We start from the raw sequence: 4,368 nt of genomic DNA, 5'->3' as shown, positions 1-4,368 counted from the left end.
CCAACCACCCCTGCACCAACCCCAACACACCCGAAACCACACCAGAAACCACCCCACCACCAACCAACCCACCAGAACCCACACCACCCACACCATCCACCACAACCAACACCACCGACGGAACCACACCACCCCCATCAACCACCCCCACCAACGACCCCAAATCCCGATGGCGGCTCAAGCCGCGGGTGGATGCGAGGAGTCGTTCGGCCAGCTCGGGGCCGTACTGGTCGAGCACGACCATGCCGCCCTCCGGCCGCGGTGCCTCCGCGGGCCGCTTCTCCTCCCAACCGAGCCGGAACAGCGAGTCCGGGTGGGGCGACCTGGCGGACCTCAGCTGCCGTCCGCTCATCTCCCGGGACACCAGGGAGTCGATGGTGACCACCGGCTGACCCAGCGCGTCCGTGGTGCTGATCTCCAGCGTGTTCGCGTCGACGAGTCGGGAACGCACCCGCAGCAGGGAGGTGCCGGCTGCCGACAGGGTGATGCCGTTCCAGGAGAACGGCAGGAAGGCCCGGGGTTCTCCGCTGCCCTCGGCGTCGAGGAGTCCGGTGTGGAGCGCGGCGTCGAAGAGGGCGGGGTGGATGCCGTACGCCGCCGCGTCCGTGCGCATGTCGTCGGGGAGTTCGACCTCGGCGAACACCTCGTCACCGCGCCGCCACGCCGCCCGCAAACCACGGAACGCCGACCCGTACTCGTACCCCGCACCCGCCAACCGCTCGTAGAACCCCTCAAGCGAAACGGGCTCCGCCCCCGCCGGCGGCCAGTGGAGGTCGTCCGCGGGCTCCTGCGGAACGTCGGCGTCGAGCGTGCCCGTGGCGTGGGTCACCCAGGCGTCCGGGTCGACCGTGCCGGCCGGCCGGGAGTGGATCTCCACGTCGCGCAGCCCTTCGGCGTCGGCAGGGCCGACCGTGACCTGGAGGTCGGCCTCGTCGGTCGCGCCGAGCACCAGCGGTGTCTGGAGGGTGAGTTCGTCGATCCGCGGGCAACCGACCTCGTCCCCGGCCCTGATGCACAGCTCCACGAACGCCGTGCCGGGCAGCAGCACCGAGCCGTTCACCGCGTGCCCCGCGAGCCACGGCTGCCTGCGCAGCGACACCCGGCCGGTGAACACCACGCTGTCGCGGTCAGCGAGCGTGAGCTTCGCGCCCAGCAGTGGGTGGTCGGGGGCGGCGAGCCCCAGGCCGGAGACGTCGGTCAGCGCCTCGTCGCCGTCCAACCAGAACTCTTTGCGCTGGAAGGCGTAGGAGGGCAGGGCGATGGTCTCGGTGGTCGGCACCGCTTCGTTCCACCCGACGCGCACACCGCGTACGTGCGCTTCGGCCAGCGAGAGCCGGAAGCGGCGCGGCCCGCCTTCGTCGCGGCGCAGCGTCGGCAGTACGACGGCGGGCGCCGAGGCGTCCTCGAAGGTCTCGGTGAGCCCGATGGTGAGCACCGGGTGTGGGCTGACCTCGATGAACGCGTCGTATCCGAGGTCGAGCAGTCGGCGGGTGGCGGCTTGGAACTCCACGGGCCGGCGGAGGTTGCGGTACCAGTAGTCGGCCGTCAGCTCGCGGGTGTCCAGGGCTTCGCCGGTGACGGTGGACACGAACACCGTGCCACAGGCGCGCGGCTCCACGTCGGCGAGCGCGGTGCGCAGTTCGTTCTCGATGGCTTCGACGTGCGCGGAGTGGGAGGCGTAGTCCACGGAGATCAGTCGGGCGCGGACGCCTTGCTCGCCGTATTCGTCGACGAGTTCGCGTACGGCACCGTCCGCTCCGGCGACGACCGTAGACGCGCTGCCGTTGACGGCGGCCACGGACACGTCGCCGCCGCGGTCGGCCAGGTGCTGTCGCACCGTGTCGGCGGGGAGGTGCACGGACGCCATCAGGCCGCGGCCCGCGATGCGGCGCAGGGCCCGGCTGCGTACGGCCACGATCCGGGCGGCGTCCTCCAGGGAGAGCGCTCCGGCGACGTGGGCGGCGGCTATCTCGCCCTGGCTGTGGCCGACCACGGCCGCGGGCTCGACGCCGTTGGAGCGCCAGAGCGCGGCGAGCGACACCATGACGGCGAACAGCACCGGCTGCACGACGTCGACCCGGTCCAGGTCGGGGGCGCCTTCGGCGCCGGTGAGCACGCCCGTCAGCGACCAGTCGACGTGGGCGGAGAGCGCCTTCTCACAGGCTTCGATCTCCTGGGCGAACGCCTCGGATCCGGCGAGGAGTTCGACGGCCATGCCCGCCCACTGGCTGCCCTGTCCGGGGAAGACGAAGACGGCCCGGCCGGTGCTGTTCGGGGTGCCTTCCACGACGCTCGCAGCGGGGTGGCCGTCGGCGAGGGCGTCGAGGGCGTCGAGGAGTTCACCGTGGTCGGCGGCGACGGCTGCGGCGCGTCGGGGCAGCAGGGCGCGGGTTCGGGCGAGGGAGGACGCGAGTGCGTCGAGGTCGGTGTCCGGGCGGTCGGCGAGGTGTTCGCGCAGTCGTTGCGCCTGGGCCTTCAGGGCTGCTTGGTCGTGTCCGGAGAGCAGGGCGACGACGGGGCGGGCGTCCTGCCGGTCGTCCGGCTGGATGTCCTGGTGCGGGCGGGGGGCGAGGGGTGCCTGTTCGACGATGACGTGGGCGTTGGTGCCGCTGATGCCGAAGGAGGAGACGCCGGCGCGGCGGGGCCGGTCTCCGTCCGGCCACTCCTGGTGTTCGGCGAGTACGCGCACCGCACCGGACTCCCAGTCGATGTGCGGGGACGGCTCGTCGATGTGCAGGGACTTGGGGAGTTTGCGGTGTTGGAGTGCGAGGACCATCTTGATCACGCCGGCCACCCCGGCCGCGGCCTGCGTGTGTCCGATGTTGGACTTGACCGAGCCCAGCCACAGCGGCTTGTCCGCGTCCCGGTCCTGACCGTACGCCGCAAGCAGCGCCTGCGCCTCGATCGGGTCGCCCAGCGTCGTACCGGTGCCGTGCGCCTCCACCGCGTCGACGTCGGCGGGGGCGAGCCGGGCGTTCTCCAGGGCGGCGCGGATGACGCGTTGCTGCGAGGGACCGTTGGGCGCCGTCAACCCGTTCGACGCACCGTCCTGGTTGACCGCCGAGCCGCGCACCAGCGCGAGGACGGGGTGTCCGTTGCGGCGGGCGGCGGAGAGCCTTTCGAGGAGGAGTACGCCGCTGCCCTCGGCGGGTCCGAAGCCGTCGGCCGCGGCGGCGAAGGCGCGGCAGCGTCCGTCGGCGGAGAGTCCGCGTTGCCGGCTGAGCTCGATGAACGCCGAGGGCGTGGACATCACGGTGCCGCCGCCGGCGAGGGCCAGTGTGCACTCGCCCTGGCGGAGCGACTGGACGGCGAGGTGGATGGCCACCAGGGAGGAGGAGCAGGCCGTGTCGATGGTGATGGCCGGCCCTTCGAGTCCGAAGGCGTAGGCGACGCGGCCCGAGACGACGCTGGTCATGTTGCCGGTGCCGACGTAGCCCTCGACCGCGGCCGGCAGGGAGTGCCAGCGGGCCGCGTAGTCGGAGGCGATGGCGCCTGCGAAGACGCCGGTCTGCGAGCCCTTCAGCGACTGCGGGTCGATGCCCGCCCGCTCGAACGCCTCCCAGGCCGCTTCCAGGTACAGCCGCTGTTGGGGGTCCATGGCCAGCGCCTCGCGGGGCGAGATGCCGAACAGCGCGGCGTCGAAGGCGCGGACGTCTTCGATGAAGCCGCCGCCGCGGACGTAGGTGGTGCCGGGGTGGTCGGGGTCCGGGTGGTAGACGGCCTCCAGGTCCCAGCCGCGGTCGTCGGGGAAGTCGGTGACCGTGTCCCGTTCTGCTTCCAGCAGGTGCCAGAGGTCTTCCGGTGAGCCGACGCCGCCGGGGAAGCGGCAGGCCATGCCGATGACGGCGATGGGCTCGTTGGCGGCTTCGACGAGCCGGTTGTTCTGCTTGCGCAGCCGGTCGACGTCGGTGAGGGAGGCTCGCAGCGCCTCGACCAGCTTGTCCGTGGAGGCGTTCTGGGGCGTACTGCTCGTGCTGCTCATCGTCGGTTCCACTCCTCAAGCGGTCAGGAATCGTTGTCGCTCAGGGCCAGGCGGATGAGGTCGTCGGCGCTCATGGAGGAGAGCGCCTCGCCTTCGTCGGCGGCGGCGCCCTCGGCGGCGGGCTGTTCGAAGCCGGCGAGCCGCAGCAGGGTGTCGGCGATGCCGGCCTCTTCGAACCGTGCGAAGGGGAGGTTCGCGAGGATCCTGCGGACTTCCGTCTCGCGGGGGTCACTCGCCGCTTCGGCCGCGGTGCCTGGTGCGAGTTCGCTGAGCAGCAGCTCGGCGAGGGCGGTGGGGGTGGGGTGGTCGAAGATGAGGGTCGCGGGCAGGCGCAGGCCGGTGGCGGCGGTGAGCCGGTTGCGCAGTTCGACCGCGGTCAGCGAGTC

At 72.0% G+C, this 4,368-nt stretch carries 2 protein-coding genes; both read right to left on the bottom strand.

Going from position 1 to position 4,368, the window contains the following annotated elements; all coding sequences use genetic code 11:
* A partial coding sequence (locus ABZ842_RS38625; protein WP_361548527.1) for a type I polyketide synthase occupies positions 1-3,982 on the bottom strand: 3,982 nt, incomplete at its 3' end.
* Between the two features lie 23 nt (positions 3,983-4,005).
* The coding region (locus tag ABZ842_RS38620; protein ID WP_361548524.1) for an acyl carrier protein at positions 4,006-4,368 on the bottom strand (363 nt) is incomplete at its 5' end.

The organism is Streptomyces sp. NPDC047315, from assembly GCF_040643215.1.
In the GTDB taxonomy this organism is placed as follows: Bacteria; Actinomycetota; Actinomycetes; order Streptomycetales; family Streptomycetaceae; genus Streptomyces.
This window is presented reverse-complemented; position numbering and strand designations above follow the sequence as displayed.